The sequence below is a fragment of the Arthrobacter sp. LjRoot14 genome (assembly GCF_964253905.1).
Lineage (GTDB): Bacteria > Actinomycetota > Actinomycetes > Actinomycetales > Micrococcaceae > Arthrobacter.
In genome coordinates this window covers 3,888,396-3,913,885 of the sequence record NZ_CAXURL020000001.1, presented here as the reverse complement: position 1 = coordinate 3,913,885, position 25,490 = coordinate 3,888,396, and the positions used below count along the sequence as shown (strand labels likewise).

General features: G+C 66.0%; 24 protein-coding genes and 1 tRNA gene. 12 read left to right on the top strand and 13 right to left on the bottom strand.

Annotated elements, in window-relative coordinates:
• Position 1: 1 nt before the first annotated feature.
• The 4 genes from ACSQ12_RS17730 to ACSQ12_RS17715 all read left to right on the top strand — a co-directional run bounded on the left by ACSQ12_RS17730 (position 2) and on the right by ACSQ12_RS17715 (position 4,442).
• Positions 2-745 carry an aspartate/glutamate racemase family protein gene (locus tag ACSQ12_RS17730; protein ID WP_209742494.1) on the top strand — a complete coding sequence of 248 codons (744 nt, stop codon included), beginning with the start codon at positions 2-4 and terminating at the stop codon, positions 743-745.
• A gap of 42 nt (positions 746-787) precedes the next feature.
• Entirely contained in the window at positions 788-1,567 is a 780-nt protein-coding gene (locus tag ACSQ12_RS17725) for an SDR family oxidoreductase (RefSeq protein WP_436066286.1), read from the top strand.
• Between the two features lie 138 nt (positions 1,568-1,705).
• A complete protein-coding gene (locus ACSQ12_RS17720; RefSeq protein ID WP_436066285.1) occupies positions 1,706-2,719 on the top strand; it encodes an endonuclease domain-containing protein in 1,014 nt (337 codons plus the stop codon).
• Positions 2,720-2,933: 214 nt separating this feature from the next.
• Positions 2,934-4,442, top strand: coding sequence for a cation:dicarboxylate symporter family transporter (locus ACSQ12_RS17715; protein WP_436066284.1), 1,509 nt, complete (start codon positions 2,934-2,936; stop codon positions 4,440-4,442).
• A 211-nt stretch (positions 4,443-4,653) separates the two neighbouring features.
• Here the strand turns inward: ACSQ12_RS17715 and ACSQ12_RS17710 are convergent, their stop codons facing one another.
• Genes ACSQ12_RS17710 through ACSQ12_RS17700 form a run of 3 tightly spaced genes read right to left on the bottom strand, consistent with a single transcriptional unit; the run spans position 4,654 to position 7,687 of the window.
• Positions 4,654-5,055, bottom strand: coding sequence for a sterol carrier family protein (locus ACSQ12_RS17710; protein WP_436066283.1), 402 nt, complete (start codon positions 5,053-5,055; stop codon positions 4,654-4,656).
• Position 5,056: 1 nt separating this feature from the next.
• Positions 5,057-6,073: an asparaginase gene (locus ACSQ12_RS17705; protein WP_011693233.1), complete on the bottom strand. Its 1,017-nt coding sequence runs from the start codon at positions 6,071-6,073 to the stop codon at positions 5,057-5,059.
• A gap of 36 nt (positions 6,074-6,109) precedes the next feature.
• Positions 6,110-7,687: a molybdopterin-dependent oxidoreductase gene (locus ACSQ12_RS17700; protein ID WP_436066282.1), complete on the bottom strand. Its 1,578-nt coding sequence runs from the start codon at positions 7,685-7,687 to the stop codon at positions 6,110-6,112.
• 91 nt (positions 7,688-7,778) lie between these two features.
• On the opposite strand from ACSQ12_RS17700, the gene purD reads away from it, so the two are divergent.
• A complete protein-coding gene (gene purD, locus ACSQ12_RS17695) occupies positions 7,779-9,095 on the top strand; it encodes a phosphoribosylamine--glycine ligase (protein ID WP_436067024.1) in 1,317 nt (438 codons plus the stop codon).
• A gap of 1 nt (position 9,096) precedes the next feature.
• Entirely contained in the window at positions 9,097-10,050 is a 954-nt protein-coding gene (locus ACSQ12_RS17690) for a phosphoribosylaminoimidazolesuccinocarboxamide synthase (RefSeq protein ID WP_436066281.1), read from the top strand.
• A 27-nt stretch (positions 10,051-10,077) separates the two neighbouring features.
• Here the strand turns inward: ACSQ12_RS17690 and ACSQ12_RS17685 are convergent, their stop codons facing one another.
• Positions 10,078-11,352 (bottom strand): helix-turn-helix domain-containing protein, encoded by a 1,275-nt coding sequence (locus ACSQ12_RS17685; protein WP_011693229.1) that lies wholly within the window; start codon positions 11,350-11,352, stop codon positions 10,078-10,080.
• Between the two features lie 131 nt (positions 11,353-11,483).
• Between ACSQ12_RS17685 and ACSQ12_RS17680 the strand changes: the two genes are divergently transcribed.
• Both ACSQ12_RS17680 and ACSQ12_RS17675 read left to right on the top strand, forming a co-directional pair.
• On the top strand, positions 11,484-11,714 hold the full coding sequence (locus tag ACSQ12_RS17680) for a hypothetical protein (protein WP_209742500.1): 231 nt from the start codon (positions 11,484-11,486) through the stop codon (positions 11,712-11,714).
• Between the two features lie 97 nt (positions 11,715-11,811).
• Complete coding sequence (locus ACSQ12_RS17675) at positions 11,812-12,156, top strand: hypothetical protein (RefSeq protein ID WP_436066280.1); 345 nt, start codon at positions 11,812-11,814, stop codon at positions 12,154-12,156.
• 80 nt (positions 12,157-12,236) lie between these two features.
• Here the strand turns inward: ACSQ12_RS17675 and ACSQ12_RS17670 are convergent.
• The 5 genes from ACSQ12_RS17670 to ACSQ12_RS17650 form a co-directional block, all read right to left on the bottom strand.
• A tRNA-Pro gene (locus ACSQ12_RS17670) sits at positions 12,237-12,313 on the bottom strand.
• Between the two features lie 82 nt (positions 12,314-12,395).
• Positions 12,396-14,228, bottom strand: a complete 1,833-nt coding sequence (locus tag ACSQ12_RS17665) for an ABC transporter ATP-binding protein (protein WP_436066279.1) — start codon at positions 14,226-14,228, stop codon at positions 12,396-12,398.
• Complete coding sequence (locus ACSQ12_RS17660) at positions 14,225-16,042, bottom strand: ABC transporter ATP-binding protein (protein WP_436066278.1); 1,818 nt, start codon at positions 16,040-16,042, stop codon at positions 14,225-14,227. Before ACSQ12_RS17660 ends, ACSQ12_RS17665 begins: the two co-directional genes overlap by 4 nt.
• 160 nt (positions 16,043-16,202) lie before the next feature.
• A complete protein-coding gene (locus tag ACSQ12_RS17655) occupies positions 16,203-17,147 on the bottom strand; it encodes a metallophosphoesterase (RefSeq protein ID WP_436066277.1) in 945 nt (314 codons plus the stop codon).
• A 7-nt stretch (positions 17,148-17,154) separates the two neighbouring features.
• Complete coding sequence (locus tag ACSQ12_RS17650) at positions 17,155-19,455, bottom strand: transglycosylase domain-containing protein (protein WP_209742505.1); 2,301 nt, start codon at positions 19,453-19,455, stop codon at positions 17,155-17,157.
• A gap of 37 nt (positions 19,456-19,492) precedes the next feature.
• On the opposite strand from ACSQ12_RS17650, the gene ACSQ12_RS17645 reads away from it, so the two are divergent.
• Genes ACSQ12_RS17645 through ACSQ12_RS17635 form a run of 3 tightly spaced genes read left to right on the top strand, consistent with a single transcriptional unit; the run spans position 19,493 to position 21,147 of the window.
• The gene (locus tag ACSQ12_RS17645) at positions 19,493-19,648 is read left to right on the top strand and encodes a DUF4177 domain-containing protein (RefSeq protein WP_011693223.1); all 156 of its coding nucleotides are present in this window, start codon (positions 19,493-19,495) and stop codon (positions 19,646-19,648) included.
• Between the two features lie 2 nt (positions 19,649-19,650).
• Positions 19,651-20,220 carry a RidA family protein gene (locus ACSQ12_RS17640; RefSeq protein ID WP_209742506.1) on the top strand — a complete coding sequence of 190 codons (570 nt, stop codon included), beginning with the start codon at positions 19,651-19,653 and terminating at the stop codon, positions 20,218-20,220.
• Positions 20,221-20,235: 15 nt separating this feature from the next.
• The gene (locus ACSQ12_RS17635) at positions 20,236-21,147 is read left to right on the top strand and encodes an NUDIX hydrolase (RefSeq protein ID WP_209742507.1); all 912 of its coding nucleotides are present in this window, start codon (positions 20,236-20,238) and stop codon (positions 21,145-21,147) included.
• 260 nt (positions 21,148-21,407) lie between these two features.
• On the opposite strand, the gene ACSQ12_RS17630 is transcribed toward ACSQ12_RS17635, so the two are convergent.
• Positions 21,408-22,085, bottom strand: a complete 678-nt coding sequence (locus tag ACSQ12_RS17630; protein ID WP_011693220.1) for a Crp/Fnr family transcriptional regulator — start codon at positions 22,083-22,085, stop codon at positions 21,408-21,410.
• A 260-nt stretch (positions 22,086-22,345) separates the two neighbouring features.
• Between ACSQ12_RS17630 and ACSQ12_RS17625 the strand changes: the two genes are divergently transcribed.
• The gene (locus ACSQ12_RS17625) at positions 22,346-23,530 is read left to right on the top strand and encodes a MarP family serine protease (RefSeq protein ID WP_209742508.1); all 1,185 of its coding nucleotides are present in this window, start codon (positions 22,346-22,348) and stop codon (positions 23,528-23,530) included.
• A 14-nt stretch (positions 23,531-23,544) separates the two neighbouring features.
• Here the strand turns inward: ACSQ12_RS17625 and ACSQ12_RS17620 are convergent, their stop codons facing one another.
• From ACSQ12_RS17620 to ACSQ12_RS17610, 3 genes are all read right to left on the bottom strand, one after another.
• Positions 23,545-24,564, bottom strand: a complete 1,020-nt coding sequence (locus ACSQ12_RS17620) for a DUF2332 domain-containing protein (protein ID WP_436066276.1) — start codon at positions 24,562-24,564, stop codon at positions 23,545-23,547.
• A gap of 2 nt (positions 24,565-24,566) precedes the next feature.
• Entirely contained in the window at positions 24,567-25,043 is a 477-nt protein-coding gene (gene aroQ, locus ACSQ12_RS17615) for a type II 3-dehydroquinate dehydratase (RefSeq protein ID WP_209742510.1), read from the bottom strand.
• A 74-nt stretch (positions 25,044-25,117) separates the two neighbouring features.
• Positions 25,118-25,486 carry an SRPBCC family protein gene (locus ACSQ12_RS17610; RefSeq protein WP_436066275.1) on the bottom strand — a complete coding sequence of 123 codons (369 nt, stop codon included), beginning with the start codon at positions 25,484-25,486 and terminating at the stop codon, positions 25,118-25,120.
• Positions 25,487-25,490 lie beyond the last annotated feature (4 nt).

Sequence of the window (25,490 nt, the reverse complement as noted above, 5' to 3'; positions counted from 1 at the left end):
CATGCGCATACTTGTCGCCAACGTGAACACCACACAGTCCATGACCGACTCCATCGCCGCCCAGGCCCGGTCCGTCGCGGCACCCGGCACCGAGATCATCGGGATCACGCCGCGGTTCGGCGCGGACTCCTGCGAGGGGAACTTCGAAAGCTATCTCGCCGCGATCGCCGTCATGGACGCCGTGGTCAACTACCCGGAGCCGTTCGACGCCGTCATCCAGGCCGGGTACGGCGAGCACGGGCGGGAGGGGCTGCAGGAGCTCCTCGACGTCCCCGTTGTGGACATCACCGAGGCAGCGGCCTCCACGGCGATGTTCCTTGGACACAAGTACTCGGTGGTCACCACCCTTGACCGGGCGGTTCCGCTCATCGAGGACCGGCTGAAACTGGCCGGCCTCGATGCGCGGTGTGCCTCGGTGCGGGCCAGCGGAATGGCAGTCCTGGAGCTGGAAGAGGAGCCGGAGAGAGCTGTCGAAGCGATCATCGAACAGTCGCTGGCCGCCGTGCGTGACGACAAGGCCGAGGTGATTGTCCTGGGCTGCGGCGGGATGGCCGGCCTGGACGAGGAGATCCGCAAGCGTGCCGGCGTCCCGGTGGTTGACGGAGTGGCGGCCGCCGTGACCATCGCGGAGTCCCTGGTGCGGCTGGGGCTGTCCACGTCCAAAGTCCGGACCTACGCCAGCCCGCGGCCCAAGACCGTCATAGGCTGGCCCCTAACGGCAGCGGACGTGCCCGCTGCGCCGTAACCGCGGCCCCGACAGCCCGGCCATCAACGCAAGGAGCGACGAATGACTGCAACCCACCGGCCTGTTCCACCCCACCGGCCGGGGCCGGTCGCCGTCGTGACCGGTGCAGGGTCCGGGATTGGCCGGGCGGCGGCGCGGCTCATGCTGGCCGAGGGCTACCGCGTGGTGCTGGCCGGCCGCCGTGAGGCTCCGCTGCTGGAGTCTGCGGCGGGTCACCGCCAGGCGCTGGCGGTGACCTGCGATGTCACGGTGCCCGACGACGTCGAACGCCTTTTCGCTGCGGCCCTCCAGAAGTGGGGGCGGGTGGATGTCCTGTTCAACAACGCGGGGGTGTTTGGCCCGGCCGCGTCGGTGGACGAGATCAGCGTGGCCGACTGGGATGCGGTGGTGGCGGTGAACCTCACCGGGTCCATGCTGTGTGCCGCCGCTGCAGTGCGGGCGATGAAAGCCCAGGAGCCGCAGGGCGGCCGGATCATCAACAACGGTTCCATTTCAGCCCATTCCCCGCGCCCCCGGACGGTTGCTTACACAGTGACCAAGCACGCCATGACGGGCCTGACCAAGAGCATCGAACTGGACGGCAGGGGATTCGGCATCACCTGCGGCCAGATCGACATCGGCAACACGGCCACGGACATCATGGGCACCATCGGCGTGGACTCCGGTGCCCTGCAGGCCGACGGCAGCCGCCGGGTGGAGCCCACGTTCCCGGTGCAGGATGCCGCCCGCGCGGTGCTTCTGATGGCAGGCATGCCGCCTACGGCCAGCGTCGGCTCGGTGGTGATCACGGCAGCAGGAATGCCGTTCATCGGCCGCGGCTAACCTCCTTCTTCGAGTTTTTGTCCACATATCGCGACTTGGGAGGCCTCTAAGTCCCCCGATATGGACAAAAACTCGCGAGCCGGGATGTTGGCCTGTGGATAACCTCTGCGGGCATGCGGAGGGGTGCCTCAATGGACCATGAGCAGATTGTCTCCCCTTCCAGAAGAAGTCGGCCGGCGCCCCTTTGCTGTTGCGGAGGCCACCGCTGCCGGCGTCGGAACCAGCAGGCTGCTGGGCGCCGACCTGCACCGGCCAAGCCGCGGAATCCGCGTGCCCAAGGCCGGCCGGACTGACCTCGCGGCGCTCGTCCGATCCCACACCCGGTTGGACGCGGTTACCTTCTGCAGCCTTGTCAGCGCTGCTGAGATCCACGGCGTTCCGCTGCCGCCGTGGGCGGAATTCCGGCCCGACGGCGGCGGCCCGGTGACCGCCGTCGTCGAACCTGTTCCCTGGGGTAAGAAAACCGGCCCGCACTTCCGCGAGCCCGGGCGCTTCCTGCACCTTTCCCGCGGGGGCGGCGCAACGCTGCCCCGACGCAAGGGAGTGGCGGGACACCGGCTCAGGATCCGCGACGGCGATGTCGTCGAAATCGATGGGCTGAGACTGACGTCTGTTGCCCGGACCTGGGTGGATCTTGGCTCACTGCTGCCCATGGATGACCTGGTGGTGGCGGGCGACGCCATCGTCAGCGAACACGCCAGGTCGTTCGGTCCGCCAAAAGTTGCCATGGTGCCGCTGGCTGAGCTCCGGAAGTTCGTGGACAACGCCAACGGCATCCATGGTGTCCGCAAGGCCCGGCTTGCCCTGGACCTGCTGCGCGTCGGCGTCGATTCGCCGCCCGAAAGCAGACTTCGCCTGATGCTCCACGGCGCGGGCCTTCCGGAGTTCACCGCCAACTGCCGCGTGGACGATGCCCTGGGAAGGCCGGTCTGGACGGACCTGGGCAACGCGCGGTACCGGACCTGCGTCGAGTACGAGGGCCTGCATCATCTGGACCCGGAGCAGCAGGCCATGGACGCATACCGGGATCAGCGAGTTGCGGACGCGGGCTGGCGGCAGGTCAGGATCAACAGGATCGACGTGGAGCGGGGTCCCGAGTGGGTGGTGTCGAGGGTGACGCACACACTCCGGAAGCAGGGCTGGCGGCGCTAGGGAGTTTTTGTCCAGATGACGTGACTTCAGACGCTTTCGAGTCCCTCGATGTGGACAAAAACTCGAAGACGGGGGCGCAGCCAGGCTTTCGCGACTTCTTCATGATTTCCACTCTGTGGAAACTGAATTTCCTCTTGCGGAATAATGTGAGCGGGGTTACTTTGGAAACAGACCCCGATCTCCGGGGCTGTTCCCGATTGATAGGTACAGATCAATGAAGATCCCAGACTCTGCGGCGCTGAAGGCGAGTTCGGCGCCGTCGAAGAAGAAGCCCCTGTATAGGTCGCTCTTCTTCCAAATTCTGATCGCCGTCGTGGCAGGTGTTCTTATCGGACATTTTTGGCCGGACCTCGGCTCGCAGCTGAGGCCTCTCGGTGATGGATTCATCCAGCTCATCAAGATGATCATCGCGCCGCTGATTTTCCTGGTGATTGTCACCGGAATCTCGGCCGTAGGCGACGTCAAGGCGGTCGGAAGGGTAGGAGTCAAGGCCCTTCTCTACTTCACTGCGGCCACCCTCTTCGCGCTGGTCTTCGGCCTGGTCGTGGGCAACATCGTCCAGCCCGGAGCCGGGCTGAACATCGATCCCAGCACGCTCTCCCAGGAAGCGCTGAACGCGAAAACCGGCACCACGCCGCCGAAAGACGCGGCCCACTTCATCCTGGACATCATTCCCACCAGCGTGATCGGTGCCTTCGCGAGCAACAGCCTCCTGCAGGTCCTGTTCTTCTCGGTGTTCTTCGGCGCGGCCATCGTGGTCATTGGACGCGAGCGCTGCATGCCGGTCATCAGCCTCATGGAGACTGTCCTTGAGCTCATCTTCAAGATCATGTCCTGGATCATGAAGGTGGCACCGATCGGCGCCTTCGGTGCGATGGCATTCATCATCGGCCAGTACGGCCTCGGTACCCTCGGCACCTACGCCAAGCTGATCGCCGCCTGCTACGGTGCAGCAATCGTCTTCATCGCGCTGCTGTTCCTTGTGGCCTGGGGCTTTGCCCGGGTTCCGCTCTGGCATTTCCTGAAGTACACCCGCGAAGAGTTCCTGCTGGCCCTCGGCACTGCCTCCACCGAGGCTGTCATGCCGCGCATCATGACCAAGCTGACCAATGCCGGCTGCTCACGGGCCACTACCGGCCTGGTGGTTCCCACCGGCTACTCGTTCAACCTCGACGGCGCCGCGATCTACCTTTCGATCTCGCTGCTCTTCCTGGCCCAGGCCTTCGGCCACAACCTGGACCTTGGCCAGCAGTTGGCCGCCCTCGGTGTCCTGCTCCTGACCTCCAAGGGCATGGCCGGAGTGCCCGGGTCCTCGTTCCTCGCGCTGTCCGCCACCGCGGCCGCGCTCGGCATCTTCCCGGTTGCCGGCGTGGCACTGCTCCTCGGCGCCGACCGCCTCATGGACTCCATGCGGGTTGTGGTCAACCTGCTGGGGAACTGCGTAGCCACCTTCGTGGTCTCCAAATGGGAGGGTCAGTTCGACCGCAGCGTCATGGTCCGTGCATTCCGCGGCGAAATCACCAACCACGACTCGGCCATCATGCTCGGCGTCGAGGATGACTTCGAGGACCAGGAGCTCGAGCGGATCAGCGGCGGAGGGGCGCCGTCGCCCAAGTTCCGCGGCGGACCCAACCCCGAGGACATCCCCGGCTTCCAGATGAGCCGGCCCGGCGCCCACGCAGGTCCGCCGGAGCGCAGCTCAGCCGCCATCAACCACGAATAGGGCCCGGCCGTACAACCGGAAACCCGCAGAACCGCACTATACGCAGCCCCGTCCCGGAACACCGGGGCGGGGCTGCGTGTTGCCGCCGCGGAGTGTCCGGCCAACGCCGGCTGAAGCACCCCGCCCGCTGGCCGGGTTTTTGTCCAGATAATGGGTCCAAAACGTCCTTGAAGTCCCTCGATGTGGACAAAAACTCCAAGAGGAGGTGGGGCTACAGCGGGAGCAGTTCCGAGAGATCCGCCCGCAGCCCGGATGCCGCCACTTTCCCGGATGCCACGGCGTCGGCCCAGCCCACCCGGCCGGTGACCATTGCCAGCCAGGTGGCGGCGTCGCATTCGATGACGTTCGGGGGAGTGCCGCGCGTGTGCCGCGGGCCCTCCACGCACTGCGTCACGCCGAACGGCGGAACGCGCACCTCCACGGAGTTGCCCGGCGCCCTCGCTGTGACCTCCTCCAGCGTGTAGCGCACCGCCGTCGCGGTCACGGCACGCGGTACGCCCGACGCCGGAACGCCCGACGCCGGAACGTCCGACGCCCGTCCGGCGGCTTCCAGCCACGCGGCCAGGGCGGCGCGGCCTTCTTCGATATCAATGCGTCGACGTGAAACAGCCATGTCAGTCCAGGAGCGCCGAGACGGCATGGCCGAGCCGGATCTTGCCCACAGGCCGTCCGCCGCCGAGCACGGGTTCCACTACTTTTTCCAGCACGCTGGAGACGCCCGGGATGTCCACCGCGCCGGAGGCGGCCAGCAGGGTCAGGCCCACCAGGGTGGTGGCCCGCAGGTTTCCGTCCAGCACCTTGATGGCCACGGAAACCCCCGTGGTGGTGGCCATGGCAAGCACGCCTTCCGCACCGATCTTGGCGATGATCTCCAGTTCGTCCATCACGATCGTGTTGGGCTCGCCCTTGCCCTGGACTGCCCATGGGTAGTCGAGCATGGAGGTCGCGATGGTGGCGGCGCGCGCATTGGAATTCTTGTCCCCAGGGGCCTTGGCCAGCCGCGAGTAGGCCCGTGCCAGCCCGGTCAGCGAGATGGCCGCCACCGGTGCACCGCAGCCGTCGATCCCCAGGTGTGCGATCCGCTCGCCGGAATACTCCTCGATGGCGGAGCGGACCCGCTGCTGCAGCGGATGGTTGGGCTCAAGGTAGCTGTGTGTGTCCCAGCCGTTTTCCGTGCAGGCCCACAGGAACGCGGCGTGCTTTCCCGAGCAGTTGAACGCGAGCTTGGACCTGCCCTGTTCGGACCGGATCAGCCAGTGGCGGGCGTTCTCGTCCTGCGGCCAGGCGGCGGGACACTGCAGCTGCTCTTCCTTGACTCCCGCGGCCTTCAGCATCCCCTCCACCACATCCATATGGTCCAGGGAACCGGTGTGGCTGGCGCAGGCCAGGGCGACCTGTGCGCCCCGCAGGGGAACCCCGGACTGCATGGCCGCCAGGGCCTGCAGCGGCTTCAGCGCCGAGCGGGCGTAGATGGGGGTGGTGATGTCGCCGAGCTGCGTGACCACCGTTCCGTCGGCGGCAAGGACCACGGCTGAGCCGATGTGCCGGGATTCGACGAAACCGCTTCGTTCCACGACTGCCAGTTCGACGGCGGACTCCACTGTGAATGTGGCATGCGGATTTTCTGGCATGGCTAAAGTCTATGGTGCCGTTGCCTGAAATCCGGGCTATTGCACGGTCACCATGACCGACTGCCAGCCGGAGGCGCCGTCGGGCACGGGATCGGCGCGCTTGTCCGTCTGGACCTCGCCGGTACCGTCCGTGGCGCGGGCCTTGATGTAGTGCGGCCCGGGGGTGGCGTCCCATTCGAACGACCACTGGCGCCACGTCACTACGGATGCTTCGGTGGACAGCACGGCCTCTGTCCAGGGCCCGTTGTCGATCTGCACCTCCACCTTGGTGATGCCGCGTGTCTGCGCCCAGGCGGTGCCGCCGATGGCCACCTTGCCGGCCGGGACCTGCGCGAAGGACTTGGGCACCTCAACCCGGGCCATGGTCTTGATGGGGCCGCGCTCGGACCAGCCGCGGTCCGTCCAGTAGGCCTTGCTGTCAGCGAAGCGGGTCACTTCGAGGTCAACCACCCATTTGGTGGCGGAGACGAATCCGTACAGGCCCGGGACCACCATGCGGACGGGGTAGCCGTGTTCCAGCGGCAGGGGCTCGCCGTTCATGCCGATCGCCAGCATGGCGTCCCGGTCATCCTGCAGCACCTCGAGCGGAGTTGAGGCGCTGAAGCCGTCCTCGGAGGTGGACAGCACCATGTCCGCGCCATCCTTGGGGCGGGCCATCTTGAGGACCTCGCGGATGGGCAGACCCAGCCATTTGGCGTTGCCGGCGAGGTTGCCGCCCACGGGATTCGACACGCAGGTGAGGGTCACGTGGGACTCGATCAGCTCGGCGTCGAGCAGGTCCTGGAACGTCAGGGTGACTTCCTGCTCCACGAGGCCGTGGACGCGAAGCTCCCACTCCTCGGCATTGATCTCCGGGACGCTCAGGGCGGTGTCGATCCGGTAGAACTCGTTGTTGGGGGTAATCCACGGTGTGACCCCCGGTGCGGCGGACTGGACACCCGCCGGGACAGCGGGGGCTGCCTTGGCCGGCGCCGGCAGCTGGAGGGATTCGCGGGCCTGGGCAATATTGCTCCGTGCCGCGCTGAGCAGCCGGCCGCCGGTGGCCGCGACGGCAGCCGCCACGGCAGTGATCCCGCTGGCGGCGAAGAAGGCGCGGCGGGTGGTGGCCGGGCGTTCGGTGTCCTTGGCGGCAACATCCGCGGCGACGCCGGGCCATGTACGCATCCGCCACAGCCGCGTGATCAGCAGCCGCAGCACCACCAGCCCGGCGGCGGTGCCGATCAGCGACGGGATGGCGTCCAGCGGTTCCACGCTGGCCCGGGTCACAACGCTGGCCACGATCACCGCGCCCATCAGGAGGACGCCGGCAACGCCCAGCGCCCACTTCCGGTAGGCCACGACGCCCAGGACGCAGGCGAGCAGGAAAATGGTCAGCCCCATGCCCGCGAAGAGTGCCGCCTTGTCATTCGTGCCGAACGTGGCGATGGCGAAATCCTTCAGCCACGGCGGCGTGAAGTCGATAAAGGTTGAGCCGAGGGCAATGAGCGGCGTTGCCCGCGCCGTAAAGAAGGCGCCGATCAGCTCCGCAACGGAAAGTACGACGGCGGCCGCGGCCACGCCTGCCAGCGCGGCCAGCGCAGTGGGGCCCTTGAGCCAGTTCGTCAGCTTCTTCATGCCGGAGGTTCGTAGCTGCGGGCGTTAAGGATTGACGGGGGCAGGTCACGGCTTAGGAGCGGACCGGGTGCACAAAGTACCCTTGGAGACTGTGAAGGTACTCGTCATTGGCCCTGGTGGCCGCGAACACGCCATTGTCCGCTCCCTGCTTGCAGACCCCAACGTTTCCGAAGTCCACGCGGCTCCGGGCAACGCGGGCATCGGCAAGCTGGTCCCCACCTACGCCATTGACGGCAATGATCCGGACGCCGTTGCTGCCCTGGCCACCAAGCTGGGTGTGGACCTCGTGGTGGTTGGTCCCGAGGCGCCCCTGGCCGCCGGAGTTTCCGACGCCGTCCGCGCAGCCGGCATCCCCGTCTTCGGGCCCAGCAAGGCGGCCGCCCAGCTGGAGGCATCCAAGGCGTTCGCCAAGCAGGTCATGGCCGAGGCCGGCGTCCCCACCGCCATGGCGCGCGTTGCGAGCACCGCCGAGGAAGCCGCCGACGCACTGGACACCTTTGGCGCCCCCTACGTGGTCAAGGACGACGGGCTGGCCGCCGGCAAGGGCGTCGTTGTCACCAAAAACCGCGACGAAGCCCTGGCCCACGCCCAGAGCTGCTTCGACGCGGGCGGCTCCGTGGTGATCGAAGAGTTCCTGGACGGTCCCGAAGTTTCCGTGTTCGTCCTCTGCGACGGCCGGAACACGGTGGCACTCTCCCCGGCGCAGGACTTCAAGCGCATCTTCGACAACGACGAGGGGCCCAACACCGGCGGCATGGGCGCCTACACCCCGCTGGAGTGGGCTCCGGAAGGCCTGGTCCAGGAAGTCATCGACCGCGTGGCGCAGCCCACGGTCAACGAGATGGCGCACCGCGGCACCCCGTTCGTTGGTGTGCTGTTCGTGGGCCTGGCCCTGACCTCGCGCGGCACCCGCGTCATCGAATTCAACGTCCGCTTCGGCGATCCGGAAACCCAGGCCGTCCTGGCCCGGCTCAAGACGCCGCTCGGTGCGCTGCTGCTGGCAGCTGCCAAGGGCGAACTGGACAAGGCGGAAGAGCTGCGCTGGTCCAAGGACACCGCCGTCGCCGTCGTCGTCGCCTCGGAAAACTACCCGGACACCCCGCGAACGGGCGACCGCATCCGCGGGCTCAAGAAGGTAGACGAGCTGGAAGGCGTCCACGTGATCCACGCCGGCACCAAGCTGGACGAGGAAGGCAAAGTGGTCTCCGCCGGGGGCCGCGTGCTCGCCGTGGTGGCGCTGGGAACGGACCTTGTGGAGGCCCGCGAACGTGCGTACGACGGCGTGGAGCTGGTTCAGCTCGAAGGCGGGCAGTTCCGCACCGACATCGGGCGCAAGGCGGCCCGTGGCGAGATCAAGGTCTCGTCCGGAGCAACAGGGTCGCTGCCCGTAACGAAGGCGAAGGCATAGCATGACCGATAATTCCCCCTTTGAAGCAGCTCCCAAGGCCGGACTGGACACCGCCACGCTGGACCTTCCGGGCTGGCGCCATGTTTATTCCGGCAAGGTCCGGGACCTCTACGTGCCCGCGGATGATTCCGACGCCCGGCAGTTCGGCCAGGACTGCGTCCTGGTGGTGGCCAGTGACCGCATCAGCGCCTACGACCACGTGCTTTCGAGCGAAATCCCGGACAAGGGCCGCATCCTCACCCAGCTGAGCCTGTGGTGGTTCGACCAGCTCGACGTCGCACACCACGTGCTGGCATCCACCGTCGAGGACGGCGTCCCGGCGGCGGTCGAGGGCCGCGCCATGATCTGCAAGAAGCTGGATATGTTCCCGGTGGAATGCATTGCCCGCGGCTACCTCACCGGCTCCGGGCTCCTGGAATACCAGAAGTCCCGCACCGTCTGCAGCATCCCGCTGCCGGAGGGCCTCGTTGACGGTTCCCGGCTCGACGAAGCCATCTTCACGCCGTCCGCCAAGGCAGAGGTGGGGGAGCACGACGAAAACATCACCTATGACGCCGTGGTGGGCCTGGTGGGCGAGGACGTGGCCGCCCGCCTGCGCGAGCTGACGCTGAAGATCTACACCAAGGCCGAGGAAATCGCGCGCGGACGCGGCATCATCCTGGCCGACACCAAGGTGGAGTTCGGCTTCGACGTGTCCACCGGCGTCATCACCCTGGGTGACGAGGTCCTCACCCCGGATTCTTCGCGTTTCTGGGACGCGGCCACGTACGAGCCGGGCAAGTCCCAGCCGTCGTACGACAAGCAGTATGTCCGCGACTGGCTGACATCAGCCGAATCCGGCTGGGACCGGTCTTCGGACGTACCGCCGCCGGCACTGCCGGAGGACGTGGTGGGCCGCACGCGCGGCCGCTACGTCGAGGCGTACGAAAAGCTCACCGGACGGGCGTTCGTCTAAGCGGAGGTTTATTGAGGGGCGGGTTCGCTAGCTGGCCTCAGCAGCTGCCTGGGCGGCTGCTGCGCGCCGCTGGGCGAGCTTGATCTCCAGTACGGCGTCCATGGCCTGCTGGACGCGGTCGGAGGCTCCGGCGGCGCTGAATTCCTGCTGCGCTTCCTCGAGGAGCACCAGTGCTTCGTCGGATTCCCCGGCGGCCTTGAGCGACTTCCCCAACAGGAGTGACACTTCGCCTGCCGTGTGACGGGCCAGGGCCTTCCGCTCGGCGTGGATTTCGCGGAGCTTCTCCACGGCGGCCGGGATGTCGCCGGTCAGGTAGAGCCAGCGCGCGCGGATGAAGGCCACTTCCAGCTGGTCCGTCTTGTTCCCGCCCACGATGGACAGGGCAAGTTCGGCGCGCTCGATGGCGGAGAGGGTTTCCGGTTCCACGATCCCCGAGGAGAGCCGCACTGCTGCGGAGGCCTTGTTGAAGCGGGCCCACAGCTCGATGTCATTGGCCGGGGAGAGCAGTTTGGCGGCGCGTTCGTGGTACTTGATGCCCTCGGGGTAGTCATGCCGCATGAACGCCACGTTGCCAATCACCCAGGCGACCTCTCCGGCGAGCTGCGAGATGGACTGGTCGTCCATCTGGTCGTTCATGGCCTGGCAGTAGGTCCAGGCTTCGTCCAACCGTCCGCTTTCAGCCAGCGCGCCGATCAGGGCCCGCAGGGCACCGATGATCAGCGTTGACCCCTTCGGCAGCTGCGAGCAGAGTTCCACGGCCTTCTGGGCATGCTCGACGGCGGTGGCCAGTTGGCCCTGCCCGTGGCACACCGCGGCGAGCATCTGGCGGGCACGTACGCCCAGGCCGGCGGACTCGGTGGCCATGGGGTGCTCCAGGAGGTGCTGCATGATGTTCTGGCATTCCTGCAGCTGGCCCTGCTTCATGAGGCATTCCGCCTGCATATAAGTCATGTTCCACCAGGCGCTGGTGTTCTTGCCCTCAAGGGCTATCTGGGCGGCTGTGGCGGCGTGCGCCGCCGCGAGCGGGTAATCCCGCAGGTCCCAGGCCTGCCGGGCGTAGAGGCCGGCCAGGACATACTCGGCGTCGCTGACCGAGATGGGCTGGCTCCAGGCTTCCAACGCCTTGGGGGCCAGCTCGAGCCTGCGGGCTAACTCTTCGATAACATCGGCGGTAGGTTCACGCCGGCCTGTTTCCAAGAGGGAGATGTAGCTGGGAGAATAGAGGTCCTTTCCCAGTTCTGCTTGCGTCAACCCACGTTCGAGTCGTTCGGCGCGGAGCTTCTCCCCGAATCCGTTCCCCACGGGTTTCCTCCTTATTCCGGACAGTCTTTATACCAAATGCTTGACAGTCTCTGTGGAAAACATTTTACAATGTATGTCAACAAGGGCAGTGCTGACTTTGTAACGAATCCGACTCGTATTGAGGAAACCTAATGTTGAAGAAGATCGCAGCCGCCGCCGCCTTGGCTGGCGCACTGGCATTTTCAGCCGCAGCCCCCGCAGTGTTGTCTGCAGGTCCTATCGGCAACTGGGCGGATCAGCTGGGAAGCACCACCGCTATCGGTAACTGGCCGGATCCCATGCAGTTTGCGCAGTCCATCGGTAACTGGCCGGACCCGATGTCTTACCAGGCGTCCATCGGCAACTGGCCGGACCCGATGTAGACCTGAGGTACCTCCCGCAAGGGATCACCAGCTCCGGGACATGCGCAAACCATGTCCCGGGGCTGTTTTTTTGGCCAAACGTCGCAAGGGGAGTGTCATGAACCGCAGGGAACCGAATGACTTGAAGCGTGCCTACACGGCATGGACCATCGCCGGGACCTCGTTGATCGTGACCGCCGTGGCGGGGTCGGCAATAATCGCAGTGTTCGGCGGGACGGCCGACGCCGGGACCCTGGTGTGGGGGATTGTGGGCATGGCGTCGCTGCTGGAGGCGCTGGTGCTCTTCGCCTACGGACTCCGGCTTCGGCACCGGTACGTGACCCAGGTCCAGACGTATGAAACGCGGGGAGATTACCGGGAGGACGACGGCTCCAACCGGCCACGGGTTCCACTATTGGGCGACGGCCAGGCCAGCCAACGGTCCACGTTCGAGGGCCTCTGAGGTCACGGACGGCACCGCCGGAGCCGCCGAAGCAAACCAACGCAAAGAGGGCCTTCCGAATGGAAGACCCTCTTTGCTTTTGGTCGGGATGACAGGATTTGAACCTGCGACCTCGTCGTCCCGAACGACGCGCGCTACCAAGCTGCGCCACATCCCGATCCGTTGCTTCAAAAGCAACTTCACAAGAGTATCCGATTCCGGCCCCCATGTGAAATCGGCGCCCGGACGCCCCGCGGGAGCTACACCAGTGAGTCTTTCCACGCCCCGTGCAGCTCAGCGAATCGCCCGCCGCCGCCAATCAGTTCCTCCGGCGTACCGTCCTCCACCACCCGTCCGTCGTGGACCACCAGGACGCGGTCGGCGGTTTCCACCGTGGACAGCCGGTGGGCGATGATCAGCGCCGTGCGGCCCGCGTCGTGCCCTGCCACGCCCTCCAGCAGGCCGGCGAGTCCGCTCTGGACCAGGCGCTCCGAGGGGATGTCCAGCGAGGAGGTAGCCTCGTCCAGGATGAGCACTGCCGGGCGGGCCAGGAACGCCCGGGCAAAGCTGATGAGCTGGCGCTGGCCGGCCGAGACACGCCCGCCGCGCTTGTTCACGTCAGTGTCGAAGCCTTCGGGCAGTTCCATGATGAATTCGTAGGCGCCAACGGCACGGGCGGCCTCCTCGATCTCCTCGCGGGAGGCTTCCGGACGGCCCAGCGCGATGTTGTCCGCCACGGACCCGCTGAACAGGAAAGCCTCCTGGGTAACCATCACCACGTTCCGGCGCAGGTCCGGGGTGGTGAGGCTCCTCAGGTCCACGCCGTCCAGCGTCACCGACCCTTCGGACACGTCATAGAAGCGGGCAATCAGTTTGGCCAGCGTGGACTTGCCGGCCCCGGTCTGGCCCACCAGGGCCACGATCTGCCCGGCCGGTATGTGCAGGTTCAGCCTGGGGATGATGACCGGCCCGTCGCCGTACCGGAACTCCACTCCGTTGAAGTCGATGCTGCCGCGGGCGTCACGGAGCGCTACGGGGTTCTTCGGAGGCCGCACGGTGGGAACCTCCTCCAGCAGGCCGGAGACCTTCTCAAGGGCTGCCTGGGCGCTCTGGAACGAGTTGTAGAACATGGCCATCTGGTCCACCGGCTGGAAAAAGCGCTTGGTGGACAGGATCAGGGCCAGCAGGACACCCACAGCGAGGTCACCGCCCAGCACACGGAAACCGCCAAAGAGCAGAACCACCGCGACGCAGACGTTGCCGATCAGCACCAGGCCCGGCTGGAAGATGCCGTTGAGGTTGATGGACCGGACAGTCACTTTGCGGTAGTCCTCGGACAGTTCGCCGTAGCGGTCGGCGTTTTCGCGCTCCTTGCGGAAAGCCTTCACTGCCCGGATGCCCGTCATGGTCTCCACGAAGTGCACGATCAGGCGCGCGGACACCACCCTGGACTCGCGGAAGGCGATCTGGGAGTGCTTCTGGTACCAGCGTGCCAGGAAATACATGGGCACGCCTGCGGCCAGCACAATGAGGCCGCTGCGCCAGTCCAGGGCGAACACCGTGATGGCCGTGAACACCATGAACAGCATCCCGGAGGCCAGCGAGCTGACGCCCGAGTCCAGGAGTTCGCGCAGCGCTTCGAGGTCCGACGTCTGCCGGGCGATGATCCGGCCGGACGTGTACTTCTCGTGGAATTCCAGACTCAGCCGCTGTGTGTGCCGGAAGACGCGGACCCGAAGGTCCAGCAGCATCGCCTGGCTCAGCTTCGCCGTCGAGGTCACGTACAGGGCGGTGAGGCCTGCAGTGGCAACCGCCGCGGCAAGGTAGGCGACGCCGGTGAGGACCAGCGGCAAGTTGTCCCCGGCCCGCAGTGCGGGCAGGGCGTGGTCGATGCCGAAGGCGATCAGCGCCGGCCCGGCCACCCGGGCAGCCTGCGACAGGACCACCATGGTGATGGTGAGCCAGAACCTCAGCCGGACGGGACGGATCAGGGAGCCCAGCAACGCGAGCGACCGCCGTCGTACGGTTTTACTTTCGCTCTTGCTCAGGTGGGCGTTGTCCTCGTTGGCGGTGCCGAAGGTAGCGGTGGTCATCGGGAAATCTCCTCGGACTCGTCGCTCAATTCTGAAAGGTCCGACAGTTCGGAATCCAGGTCACGGGGTTCCGTTTCCAGGCTGGCGATCACGTAGCGGTAGTGCTCGTTGTGCGCCAGCAGCTCGGCGTGGGTCCCCACGGCGGCGATCCGGCCGTCCTCAAGCAGCGCCACCCGGTCCGCCAGCGCCACGGTGGACGGCCGGTGGGCGACGATCAGCGTGGTGGTGTCGGCAAGCACTTCGCGCAGCCGGGCTTCCACGAGTTCTTCGGTGTTGACGTCCAGGGCGGACAGCGGATCATCCAGCACCAGCACCTTGGGCTTCGCGGCGATGGCACGGGCCAGGGCAATGCGCTGCCGCTGGCCGCCGGACAGGCTGAGGCCCTCCTCGCCGATCAGCGTGTCCAGGCCGTCCGGAAGGGAATAGGCGAAGTGGGCCTGGGCAACGTCCAGGGCCTCCTCCAGCGCTTCCTGGCTCCGCTCGCTTGCACCGAGCAGCACGTTGTCGCGGACGGAATTGGAGAACAGGGTGGTGTCTTCGAAGGCGACGCCCACCACCGTGCGCAGCTGTTCCACGGAGAACTCACGCAGGTCCACGCCGTCGATGGTGATGGAGCCCGCGGTGACGTCGTAGAGGCGGGGGACCAGCTGGAGCAGTGCGCTCTTGCCGCTGCCGGTGATACCCACAAGGGCCATGGTCTCCCCGGGGCGGACGTCAAGGCTGATGTCCTTGAGGATCGGTTTGTCCGGGGCGTCCTCGAAGGCGAACGTCGCGGCGTTGAAGCTGAGGGCGCCCCTGAGCTGCGTGGGCTGCCGGGGCTGCTCCGGGCTGGTAATGGTGTTGGCGGCGTCCATGACCTCGAAATGCCGGTCGATGGCTGTTTTGGCCGTCAACGCCATGGCGAGCAGCATGCCGCTGAATTCCACGGGCGCAGCGACGACGGCCGCGGTGGCGAAAAACGCCACCAGCGAACCGATGCTTAGCTGGCCGTCCGCCGCCAGTGTGATGCCCACCACCAGTCCGGCGCCGAGCGCGAGTTCGGGCAGGAGAGTGACCACCATGCTGAAAGTGGCCTGGTGTTTGGCCTTGGCGATCTCGGTCTGCCGGAGTTCCTCGGCCTGTTCATTGAAGTTTTCCAGGGCTTCACGGCTGCGGCCGAAGGCCTTGAGCACGCGGATGCCGTGCACGGATTCCTCCACCGTGGTGGCGAGGTCGCCGGCCTGGTCCTGGCTCCGGCGGGCCACCTTGCTGAAGCGGGTCCGGAACCGGAAACCGTAGATCATGATGGGCACGGCGGCGGCCAGGAAGATCAGTGCAAGCTGCCAGCTCATGGCAAACATCACGACGACGCCGATCACCACCGTCAGCGTCGTCACCACCAGCATGATGGCGCCGAACGCCATCCAGCGGCGCAGGAAGTTCAGGTCCGTCATGGCCCTGGAGAGCAGCTGCCCGGATCCCCAGCGGTCGTGGAAGGACACGGTCAGGTCCTGGAGGTGCCCGTAGAGCGATACCCTCATCCGCGTTTCCACTGTGGTGGCCGGATTGATCACAAACTGGCGGCGGAGGGCAACCAGCCCGGCTTCGGCGACACCAAGGCCCAGGATGATCAGGGAGGCGATCCAGACAGCGTCCGTGGCGCCGCCCGGGCGGAGCGAGTCATTGATGAGCACCCGCAGCACCTGGGGGATGGTCAGTGCCACGATGCTGGCCAGGAGGGCACACAGGAGTCCCATAAAAAGCCGGGGGATGATCGGCTTCACATGGGGATAGAGTCGGCTGATTGACGTGAAGAATGGAGTCTGCTTGGCCATGCCTGCTTCTTAAAGCTCAACTGCGAATGTAGTTTCCTTTAGCAACTACCCTATGCCATGGCGTGACGTCGTTCACAGGATTCTGCGGGCCGCGGGGATCTTGCCCAGTCATTGCGTTTTGTAATGCATCCGGCGGTTGGGCCTGCGCAAACCTGGCTCCTCAACGCTCCGTCAGCGTGAGGAGTACGGCCTCGGGGCGGCAGGCGATCCGTACCGGTGCGAAGCGCGAGGTGCCGATCCCGCCGGAGACGTTGACCGGCGTCGTGCGTCCGTTGCTTTCCCAGTTGTTGAGTCCCTTGGCCCGCCACGTGGGGAGGTCGCAGTTGGACACCAGGGCGCCGTACCCGGGCAGGCAGATCTGGCCGCCGTGGGTGTGCCCGGCGAGGAGCAGGTCCGCACCGTCCTCGGTGAAATGGTCCAGCACGCGCTGGTAGGGCGCGTGGATGACCGCCACGCGCAAGTGCGGCGTGTTGTCCTGGCCCTTCGTCCCGCGGGGCCAGCCGGCATAGCGCTCCAACTTGAGGTGGGGATCGTCCACACCGGAGAAGTCAAAGCGCAGGCCCTTCAGCACCACGGACTGGTTCCGGTTGGTCAGGTCCACCCAGCCTGACATTCCGAAGTAGGAACGCAGCCTCGGCCAGTCGAGTTCCACGGGCTTTTTCTGGGCTTTTGACGGCCCCAGCAAGTAGGACGCCGGATTCTTCACGGTGGGTGCGAAGTAGTCGTTGGAACCGGGCACAAAGACGCCGGGAAATTGCAGGAGGGGTTCCAGTGCCGCCAGCAGCGGGTCGATCGCCTTGACGTGGCTGAGGTTGTCCCCGGTGTTGACCACCAGGTCCGGCTTCAGCTCCGCCAGGGACGAGAGCCACTGCGCCTTCCGGTTCTGCCCCGGAACGAAGTGGATATCGCTGAGGTGCAGGATCCGGAACGGGCCGAAACCGGCGGGAAGGACGGGCACGGTTTCCTCGCGCAGGACGAACTGGTTCTTCTCCCAGAGCCCGTACCCCGCCGTTGCCATGCCGGCCGCGGCGCCGGCTGCTGCAGTTACGGCAAGGCCGCGTCCGATGCTTCGGGCGCGGCCTGCCAGCGTTGTGTTGTCCCCCATTGGTGCGCTACCCGTTGCCCTTGCCGTTGTCCTTGTTGCTGGGTGCCGGAGCCGGAGCTCCGGTGGTGGGAGCCGGCGCCGGTGCTGGCGCACTGCTCTGCGTCGTCGGGGTGGTCTGCCGCGTGGGCGCTCCATTGACCATGTTCGACGGCGGGGCCGTGAACGGGTTGGTACCGTACGCGGGCGCTACCTGGGACATGAAGTTCGAGAACATCGGTCCGGCGATCATGTAACCGTCGATTCCGGTGTAGAACTTGCCGTTGACAGTCACGTTCTGGCCCGCGCGCTGCTGCGTTCCGAGGGCGTCACCGAACCAGGCCGCGGTGGCCAGGCCGGTGGTGTGTCCCACCACCCACGTTGAGCCGTTGTTGTTGGAGGTACCGGTCTTGGCTGCGATGGGGAAGTTGGTCTTCGTGGAAATCCGGGGCTGGATCAATGAGCCGGAGCCACGGTTGAGGACTTCCTGGAGGGCGTAGTTCACGCCGCGGGCGACCTCCGGCTTGAGGGCATCACGGCAATTCGTGGACTGGGCCGGCAGCTGGGCTCCGGTCTGGTCCGTGACCGACGTGATGGCAATCGGGGCACAGTACTTGCCGTCATTAGCGAAAGTGGCGAAGGCGCTCGCCATGGCCAGCGGCGACGTCTGCCTGGAACCAAGGAGGTTACCCAGGGTCGTCATGGTGATGGGCGGCGTCGGGTTGGTGATCTTACCGTCGCCGTCCCTCTGCGGAAGGCCTTCGTGCAGGCCCACGGCGTCCACGATCTTCTGGATTCCGCACAGATCCACCCTGGCGGCGGTGGCAAACGTCATGGTGTTGATCGAGTTGGCCAGGCCGTCGAGGACCGTCATTGACTTGTAGTAGTTCGGCTCGGCATTCTGCAGGTCCGTGGACTCGCCGTTGGTGCTGTCGTACCAGCCAACCGTCGGGGTCTCGCAGGTGTTCTTCCAGGGGAAGTTCTGTGGATACCGACGAACCGCTCCGTTCAGGATCGTGTTCATCGAATTGCCCTCGTTGAGCCACTCGGCAAACGTGAACGGCTTCATGGTTGAACCGGGCTGTGCACCGCCGAGTCCGTTGAGGTCGTTGCCGTTGGCGTCATACTGGTCAACGCTGAAGTTGAGCTGGCTGTCGAATTTGCCGTCCCCGGCGAACCACACGGTGTTCTGCGCCATGTTGGTGATCTTGCCGGTGTTCGGCTGGACCGAAACCACCGCAGCACCCCATTTGTCCGGGTTGGCTCCGGCTGACGCGTCCACTTGGGCCTGCGCCGCGTTCTGGGCCTTGGGGTCAAGGGTGGTGGTGATGGTCAGGCCGCCGCGGAAGATCTTCCGCTCGCGTTCCGTGGCATCGGCGCCATAGGCCGGATCGTTCAGCAGCAGGTGCAGGACGTAATCACAGAAGTAGGGGGCCGTGGAAGCATAGGCACAACCCTGGCGGGCCGGGGTGACCTTGGTTTCCACCGGGGTGGCTACCGCTGCTTCGTAGTCGGGCTGGTTGATCTTGCCCTGCGTGTACATCGCCTTGAGCACCTGGTCGCGGCGGTTCTTCGCGTTCTCGGGGTTGTTGATGGGGTCATAGAACGACGGGCTGTTCACCACGCCGGCCAGCAGGGCGGCCTGCGGCAGGGTGAGGTCCTTGGCGGTGGTGCTGAAGAAGAACTTGGAGGCCGCCTCAATGCCGTAGGCGTCCCGGTTGAAGAACACGATGTTGAGGTAGCCCTCGAGGATCTGTTCCTTGGTGAACTTCTTTTCCAGTGCGATGGCCAGCTTCATTTCGCGGAGCTTGTCGCCTACGCCCTTGTTGACGCCGTTGAGCTTGATGTCCTCGGTATTGCCTTCAGCTTCCAGCGAGGCATTGATGACGTTGTTCACGTACTGCTGCGTGATGGTGGACGCGCCCTGCTTGTTGCCGCGGGCCGTGCTGACCAGTGCACGCATGATGCCCGTGGTGTCCACACCGCCGTGCTCATAGAAGCGGCTGTCCTCAATGGCGATCACTGCGTCCTTGATGAATGGCGACATCTGGTCCAGTGCAACGCGTGTGCGGTTTTCAGCGTAGAGGTTGGCGATCAGGCTGCCGTCGGAGGCGAGGATCTTGGTGGACTGGCTCGGCGGATCCACCTGCAGCTCCGCCGGGAGCGTGTCGAAGAACTCGATGGAGCCGCTCGCGGTGCTGCCGGAAACAGCCGCCGCAGGGACCAGCAGGCCTGCCACCAGGACACCACAAATCGCGCTCACGCCAAGGAAAGCAAGGATCTTTCCGAGGGTGGTGGCCGTGTCGAATAAAGGGTTCTTACCAGTCGCCATGTTTTCCACTTTACCGGCAAGGACTAGTCTTTAGCTCATGACCAAATGGGAGTACGCCACGATTCCGCTCATTATTCACGCCACGAAGCAGATTCTGGACCAGTGGGGAGAGGACGGCTGGGAGCTCGTCCAGGTAGTCACCGGTCCTGACGGCAACGGCCTCGTTGCCTACCTCAAGAGGGAGAAGCAGTAGTTATGACAAGCCCTGCGGGCACGGCGCCGGAATCCCCGGCCCACGCCGAAAATCCGGCCTCCGGAGCGGAAACCGGAGCACCGGTTTCCGCCGTCGAACAGCGTCTGGCGGAGCTGGGACTGGCCCTTCCGGACGTTGCGGCCCCGGTGGCTGCCTATGTTCCGGCCGTCATCTCCGGGAACCATGTTTATACGTCCGGCCAGCTGCCCTTTATTAACGGCAAACTCGAAGCTACCGGCAAGGTGTCCACGGGCACCGAGGGCTACGCTGACGAACCCACGGTTTCTCCCGAGGACGCCAAGCGCTTCGCTGCTGTCTGCGCCGTCAATGCCCTGGCCGCGGTCAAGAGCGTGATCGGCGACCTCGACCGCATCACCAGGATCGTCAAGGTGGTGGGCTTCGTTTCCTCCGATCCCACCTTTACCGGGCAGCCGGGAGTCATCAACGGCGCGTCCGAACTCCTGGGCAAGGTCCTCGGCGACGCCGGCCAGCATGCACGGTCCGCCGTCGGCGTGTCGGTGCTTCCGCTGGACTCGCCGGTCGAAGTCGAACTGATCGCCGAATTTAGCTAAGGCCGGTCACTTCCCTTGCCCCAGTTAGCCCGTCGCCTGTTTGTGCTGCCTCCCGATCTTGAGGGGGCAGCACAAAGCTGGCTCGAACATGGCGAGCGGACACCGCGCGCCGCACGCTACGCGTCCTCCGTTGTCCTGCTGAGGGACTCTCCCACAGGGCTCGAAACCTGGCTGGGCTACCGGCCGGGTTCGTCTCCGCTCGGCGTCCTCGCCTTTCCCGGCGGTTCGCTGGAGGCGTCCGACGACGACGCCGTCGGCTGGCTGGGCCCCACGCCGCAGCATTGGGCGGACCAGATGGGAACGGCCGACGTCGGTCTGGCGCGCCGCCACGTGGTGGGTGCCATCCGCGAACTCTTTGAAGAAACCGGCGTCCTGCTCGCCGGCCCGGACTTCTCCACCACGGTGGAAGCCACCTCCACGCCCGAATGGATGCGCGCCAGGATTGCCGTCGCCGAACAGGAGAAATCCTTTACGGACGTGCTGGCCAAGCGCGGATTGTCGATCCGCACGGATCTGCTGAAACCGCTGGTCAACTGGCTCAGCCCCGACTTCGCCCACCGCCGCTTCAACACCCGCTACTTTGCCGCCACCGTGCCCGTGAACCAGCAGCCCACCCTGCTGGGAAGCAAGGGCGTGTGGGGCCGGTGGGTGTGCGCCAGCAAGGTTATCGCCGAACGTGACACCACTGCCCTGGGTGACGAAGTGGGCCAGGAAAACACGGTGGGCCTGAAACTCGGCCAACTGCTGGTCCCCGGCTCCGAAATCATGCTCGAGAAGATGGCGGCCGCCAACGGCTGCATCGCCTACCTGAGCTATAAGCGCAAGCCGCACGTGTACCAGCCGAAGCTCGTCGACGAAGACGGCAAGCTGATGCTCGAAGTCGAAGCCGCCAAAACCGTGGCAGGAGAGCCTCAGCGCGAGCGCTAAGTCTGTCAGCCGCATCGCCGTGGTTCGGTTCGCCGCGATGCGTTCCTACGCGAAGGACCGCCGCACGGTTTTCTTGGACGCTCTCGCAGTTCCTGTCGCCTTTTTCGAAACCCTCTCGCAGTTCCTGCCGTGTCTTCGAACCCTGAACGTGGCCGGGACGCAAGGGAGGCCCTGAGGCGGGCATCCGGAAGCGTGCGTCAAAGCGACGAAGGAGCAGCACGCGGAGGATGTCGCCCTAGGGCCTCACCTAGTGAAAGTGACTAGCGGGAGCGCTGGCGGAGGCGCTGCATGTCCAGGATGACGACGGCGCGGGCTTCCAGGCGGAGCCAGCCTCGCTGCACGAACTCGGCCAGGGCCTTGTTCACGGTTTCGCGTGAGGCGCCCACCAGCTGGGCCAGTTCTTCCTGCGTGAGCTCGTGGGCCACCAGGACGCCGTCGGTTGCCGGGCGGCCGAAGCGGTCGGCCAGGTCCAGCAGCGCCTTGGCCACGCGGCCCGGGACGTCGGAGAATACCAGGTCGGATAGGGAATCGTTGGTGCGGCGCAGGCGGCGGGCCAAGGCCTGCAGGAGCTGGGCCGATACCTCGGGGCGGGTGCGCAGGAGTGCGTTGAGGCTCTCGTTCTTCAGGCCGGCGAGGCGGGTCTCCGAGACGGCAGTTGCCGTGGCCGTGCGGGGGCTCGGATCGAAGAGGGCCATTTCGCCGAAGAGCTCGCCCGGGCCGAGGATGGCCAGCAGGGACTCGCGTCCGTCCGGGGACGTGCGGCCCAGCTTCACCTTGCCGGAGACGATGAAGTAGAGCTGATCACCCTGGTCGCCTTCGCGGAAAACCGAGGCTCCGCGTGAGAGGTCCACCTCCGTGAGCTCGTCCGTGAGCAGGCGGAATGCCTCGTCGTCGAGCGTGGCGAATAGGGGTGCGCGGCGCAATACCTCGATGTCCATGAAATCTCCTGAGTAAATGTGTCGGCTGGGGCGCTTCAGCCATTGTTTCAGAATTTTGAAGGTTCTGTGACGTACTTGGCACGCGAAACGCCTGAAACGGCGCCGATAAGGCCCTTGCGGGGCCCCTACGCGGCAGTTTCCGACGGCGGGAACGGGGTTTGGCGGGCAAATTGCCGTTTGCTGCGGCGTCCGGCCCCGGTCGGCAAACTGTCAGGGTCCGCCCCTAGAATTAGGGCTTACCTGTTTTGTGAGGAGCCCGTGTGTTCGGCTTGACCATCCTGGACCTGGCGTTGATCCTGGTGCTGCTGTCGTACCTGATCTACGGCCTGCGCAATGGCTTCCTGGTGACCCTTGGCGGCATTGCCGGGTTTATCGTCGGTGCCGTGGCCGCGTTCGTTTCGGTGCCCGTCGTCAGCAACCTGGTGGAGGACAGCGGGTGGCGGCTCACCGCCATCGTGGCCGCCGCCGTCGTGCTGATTGTCCTGGGGCACGCGCTGGGAACCATGATCGGCCGCAAAATCCGCAGTGCCGTGCGGATCCAGCCCCTGCGGGCAATGGACCGGCTGGTGGGTGGAGGCGTCAACGTGGTGGTGGCAGCACTGGTCATGTCCATGCTGTCCTTCAGCATCAGCGCACTGGGCGTCCCGTTCGTGTCCCAGCAGCTGGCCGAGTCCAAGGTCATCCGGTTCATCGACGGCCTCACGCCCGTGCCGGTAAAAACGGCCGTGGCGCAGCTGCGCTCCACCGTGATCGGTGACGGCATCCCCACGCTCATCGAGGGACTCGGACAAGGCCAGCAGGTGGCCATTCCCAACGCCAGCACGGACACGCCGGCCCTGAACCGGGCAGCGGAATCCGTCCTGAAAATTGCTGGCACTGCCTACCAGTGCGGCCAGAACCAGACCGGAAGCGGCTTTGTGGTGTCGCCGGGGCGCGTTGTGACCAACGCCCATGTGGTGGCGGGCGTGTCGCAGCCCGTGGTGGAGATTCCCGGCGGGGGAGCCATGCCCGGCCGGGTGGTCTACTTCGACAGCCAGCATGACCTGGCGGTCCTCGCCGTGGACGGCCTGCCTTCGTCCCCGCTGCAGCTGAGTGCGGACCTTCCGGCCGGCAGCCCGGCCGCTTTCGCAGGCTACCCGCACGGCGGTCCGTTCCAGTCCAAACCGGCAACGGTGCAGGACATCGCCACCGTCCTTGTTCCGGACATCTACGGCAGCAATGCGGCACCCGAGGATGTTTACCGGCTTGCCGGCGATGTCCAGCCGGGCAACTCCGGCGGCCCGCTCTTGACTACCGAAGGCCAGGTGGCCGGTGTGATCTTCGCGAAGGCAACCTCGGATGCCGATTTGGGCTTTGCCATCACCATGGATGACCTCGGTCCGGTGGCCGCCCAGGCCGCTGGGCTGAGCAGCCCCGTCTCATCCGGGCAGTGCATCCAGAAGTAAACGGGCACCGGGACTTAGAGCCACTCCAGGCTTTGGCCGTGCGGGCCGGCGATGGCCACGGGAACGCCGTCCTGGAGGAGGAGGAAGCGGCCCTGCAGGCGGGCGTCATCCATTTCCGGCACCACCACCGAGCCGTCGGCCTGGGCAACGACCGTGTGGCCCTCGTTGGACAGCCAGTGGCAGCCCCGCTCTGCCGCAAGAGCGCCGATGGTGGCCCGGAAGGTTTCCCGCTGTGAGGCGTTAAGGTAGGCCATCACCGCGCTGTGGAACACCACCAGGGTTGCGTCCGGCGGCGCCTGTCCTGCCAGCGCCACCAGCTGCTCGTTGAGATCGCCGGTCACCAGGAGGGGCGGATCCTGGCGCGCGATGGCAATCGCCCGGCGCAGCCGCTCGCGGCGGAAGTCCTGCTCCGGCCAAATGAGGGCTTCAAGCCAGGCGACGTCGTCGGGGTTGTTGATGTCCAGGGGGTTCAGGTCGATTCCGGCCCGCCACACCACCTCGGGCAGCCGGGAAGGAACCGGAACGGCACCCTGCACCGTGCAGTGCAAGACCGGCGGCCCGTCCGCCGGGGACCGGGCGGTGTCCGGCTGCGGGTCCAGCCGCGTGACAGACGCCCCGCGGTGGTACTCGTAGGCGTATTTGTCCGGGTACAGCGCCAGCCCTGCGGAGGCGCCCACCTCGATCAGGGCCAACGGACGGCCCGAGGCAGCGGCGATGCCCGCGAGGGAGGGCAGCAGCGTGGCGCAGCGGCCGGCCTCGTTGGTCTGCGTGGCGCGGGAGAGCACAATCCGGGAAACCTCCTCCCAGTTAGCGACCACGAACTCCCGGAACGCGCGGTACGGGGTGATTCCAGCCCCGAGGAAGCGGGCGGCAGCGAGGATCAGCAAAGGCTGGCGCTTGTTGTGCGGCCACTGCTCGATGCAGCGGATCAGCTCGGGATCGTCGGCGATTCCCACTGACCATTCGGCGTAGCAGGGCGAGGAAGACGGCGCATCGAAAGTCCCGAAGTTCCGGTACCAATCCGCCGTCCCCATGGTCAGGCCTTGCCGGCGTTCAGTTCTGCGAGGTATTCGACGGCGAACCGGTAGCCCATCACGCCGGCGCCGGCAATCACGGCCTTGCTGATGTCCGAAAGGTACGAGTGGTGCCGGAATTCCTCGCGGGCGTGGACGTTGGTGATGTGGACCTCCACGGCCGGCAGCTGCACCGCGGAGATGGCGTCCCTGATGGCCACGGAAGTGTGCGTGTACGCACCGGCGTTGAGGACGATGCCGATGGCCTTGCCCCGGGCTGCGTGAATAGCGTCAACCAGTGCGCCCTCGTGGTTGGACTGGAAGCACTCAACCTCGAGGCCGTACGTTGCGGCGGCATCCTTGGCGAGCTGTTCGACGTCGGCCAGCGTGGCCGTGCCGTACTTCTCCGGTTCCCGCGTTCCCAGCAGGTTCAGGTTGGGTCCGTTGAGGACCAGGATGGTGCCGCGGCCGGCGTCGGTGGCGGGGGAGGCTTCAGTCATGTCAGCCAATCTATCGCGTTGCGGGCGGCGTGCGCCGTTCTTTACGAGCCACCGCAGCTGCGCAGCTGTTGTGCCTATTCGGTGATTCTGGCGATCCTGCGCAGTGCCACTGCGCAGACCGGCAGGTAGGCCGGCGCCCACCATGGGACAGTGAACGTGGCCCGGCAGCCGTCCCCCTCCGGAACCACGAGGTGCCCGGTGGCCCGGATACCGGCCACGGCCCAGGCCCAGGACCGGCCCGCGTCGAATTCCGTCACCGTGAACGGCAGCCTTAGGCCGAGTCGAGTCCGCACCCGGCCTGTGCTGCCGGCTTGGAGGCCGGGCGAGTCGAGTTCGGCACCCGTTATGGAAGGCCCCCAATCCGGCCAGCGCCCGACGTCAGTGAACAGCCCCCACACGTCCGCCGTGGACGCCGCCATGTGCCGCGACACGGAAAACTGCATGCCA